Here is a 2,177-nt window from a genome sequence, read left to right as displayed (position 1 = left end):
GCTCGTCAGTCGATCTTGAAGCTGAACTCCTGCACCGCACGCACCTCGCCGGCGCCGGCCACGCACTTGTACTGCATCATCGCGGCCTTCACCGCCTGGTGGTACACCCGCGGGCCCGACAGGATCGTCACGTCCTTGACCACCCCGTCGACGATCAGCGCCTCGGCCCGCACGATGCCGGTGATGCCGTCCTGCAGCGCCTTGCGCGGCATCTCCGGCTTGACCTGCGTCGGGCACGCCACGCCGATGTCGGTGCGCGTGGGCCCCGGGGGTGCTGCCGGCGGCGGCGGCGGTGCGATCTTGTACTCCTGCACCGGCGCTTCCTGCGTCGTCGCCGTGATCGTCGGCGCGCTCGTCACCGGCGGCGCAATCTCCGGCGGCGGCACGAACGGCGGCGGCGGCGCCTCCACCTTGGGCATCTGCTTGATTTCCTTGGGCGGCGGCGGCGGCGGCGGCGGGGGCGGCGGCGGCGGCGGCTTGATCTCCTCGATGATCTTGGTCTCGAGCGGCTTCTTGACGATGTTGAGCGCATCGCGCGCCAGGCCGGTGATCATCGCGTAGCCGATGAAGATGTGCAGCAGCACCACCGCGCCCAGGCCGATGAGCCGGCGCTGGTTGCCGGCTTTCTCGTAGTTGGAATAGTCGTTCATTGGCCTGTGCTTCTTACTTGCCGTCGACGAACTGTTCGCTGCCGACGATGCCCATCTTGGTCAGGCCGATGCGCTGGGTCGCAGCCATCACCGCGGCCACCACTTCGTACTTGGCGTACTTGTTCGGGCGCAGGTGCACTTCGGGCTGCACCGCCTGCTCGGCCGCGGCCTTCATCTTGGCTTCGAGCGTGGCCCGGTCGCCGATCTCTTCGCCGTTCCAGAACACCACGCTGCGCTCGTCGATGTCGAGCTTGACCACTTCGGGCTTGATCTCGGTCGGCGGCGGGTTGCCCACCGGCATGTTGAGGTTGACCGCGTGCAGCTGGATCGGAATCGTGATGATCAGCATGATCAAGAGCACCAGCATCACGTCGATCAGCGGCGTGGTGTTGATGTCCATCATCACTTCGGGCTCGCCGCTGCCGCCGGAGCTTCCTACGTTCATTCCCATGCGTTACTCCTGCTTCCTCAGCCCTTGGGCGGCGGCTCGGTGATGAAGGAGACCTTGACGATGCCGGCGCGCTGCGCCGCGTAGACCACCCGGCCCACCGACTCGTAGTTGGCCGTCAGGTCGCCGCGGATCTGCACTTCGGGCTGCGGGTCCTTGCGCGAGATGGTCTTCAACCGGTCGACCAGCGCCTGGGTGTTGGCCATCTTCAGGTCGTTCCAGTAGATGCCACCGCTGGCGTCGACCGAGATGATGATGTTCTCGGGCTTGGTCTCGCGCACTTCGATGGCTTCGTGCGGCAGCTGGACCTTGATCGAGGTGTTCACCACCGGGATCGTGATCAGGAAGATGATCAAGAGCACCAGCATCACGTCGACCAGCGGCGTGGTGTTGATGGCGGAGACGACTTCGTCTTCGTCCCCGTCGAGGGAGCCGACGTTCATGGCCATGGCGGCCCTCCTGGTTCAGTGTCTAAACGGGAGGGAGCCTGTTCAGGCCTTCTTGGTGGCGTTGGCCAGCAGCACGCTGTGCAGGTCGTTGCCGAAGGCGCGCACGTCGTCCATCGCGGCCTTGTTGCGACGCACCAGCCAGTTGTAGCCGAGCACCGCCGGCACCGCCACGGCCAGGCCGATGGCGGTCATGATGAGTGCTTCACCCACGGGACCGGCGACCTTGTCGATCGAGGCCTGGCCGGCCACGCCAATGGCGGTCAGCGCGTGGTAGATGCCCCAGACGGTGCCGAACAGGCCCACGAAGGGCGCGGTCGAGCCGACGGTGGCCAGGAAGGCCAGGCCGTCCTGCAGGCGCGACTGCACGCGCTCCATCGCGCGCTGGATGCTGGTGGTGATCCAGGTGTTGAGGTCGATCGAGCCGTGCAGGCCGTCGTGCTTCTTGGTCGCGTCGATGCCGGCTTCGGCAATGAAGCGGAACGGGCTGGCCGTCTCGAGCGCATCGGCGCCCTGGCGCACGCTTCCGGCGTTCCAGAAGCTCTTCTCGGCGAGCTTGGCCTGGCGACCGATCTTGGACTGCTCGATGATCTTGACGATGATGATGTACCAGCTGCCCATCGACATGATCAG

Annotated in this window: 4 protein-coding genes; all 4 read right to left on the bottom strand. The window is 66.0% G+C overall.

Annotated features, from left to right (window positions below; translation table 11 throughout):
* Nucleotides 1-5: 5 nt before the first annotated feature.
* Nucleotides 6-650 (bottom strand): energy transducer TonB, encoded by a 645-nt coding sequence (locus tag EV670_RS00020; RefSeq protein ID WP_130429781.1) that lies wholly within the window; start codon nt 648-650, stop codon nt 6-8.
* A gap of 13 nt (nt 651-663) precedes the next feature.
* Nucleotides 664-1,101 carry an ExbD/TolR family protein gene (locus EV670_RS00015; RefSeq protein ID WP_130429780.1) on the bottom strand — a complete coding sequence of 146 codons (438 nt, stop codon included), beginning with the start codon at nt 1,099-1,101 and terminating at the stop codon, nt 664-666.
* Nucleotides 1,102-1,118: 17 nt separating this feature from the next.
* Nucleotides 1,119-1,547 (bottom strand): ExbD/TolR family protein, encoded by a 429-nt coding sequence (locus tag EV670_RS00010; RefSeq protein ID WP_130429779.1) that lies wholly within the window; start codon nt 1,545-1,547, stop codon nt 1,119-1,121.
* Nucleotides 1,548-1,589: 42 nt separating this feature from the next.
* The coding region (locus EV670_RS00005; RefSeq protein WP_130429778.1) for a MotA/TolQ/ExbB proton channel family protein at nt 1,590-2,177 on the bottom strand (588 nt) is incomplete at its 5' end.

The sequence above is a fragment of the Rivibacter subsaxonicus genome (assembly GCF_004217215.1).
Lineage (GTDB): Bacteria > Pseudomonadota > Gammaproteobacteria > Burkholderiales > Burkholderiaceae_C > Rivibacter > Rivibacter subsaxonicus.
The sequence above is the reverse complement of the archived record's forward strand: the minus strand, read 5'-3'. Positions and strand labels throughout refer to the sequence as shown.

Coding starts and splice junctions, on each gene's coding strand:
- EV670_RS00020 (WP_130429781.1), bottom strand. CDS start 650: ATGAACGACTATTCCAACTACGAGAAAGCCGGCAACCAGCGCCGGCTC.
- EV670_RS00010 (WP_130429779.1), bottom strand. CDS start 1,547: ATGGCCATGAACGTCGGCTCCCTCGACGGGGACGAAGACGAAGTCGTC.
- EV670_RS00015 (WP_130429780.1), bottom strand. CDS start 1,101: ATGGGAATGAACGTAGGAAGCTCCGGCGGCAGCGGCGAGCCCGAAGTG.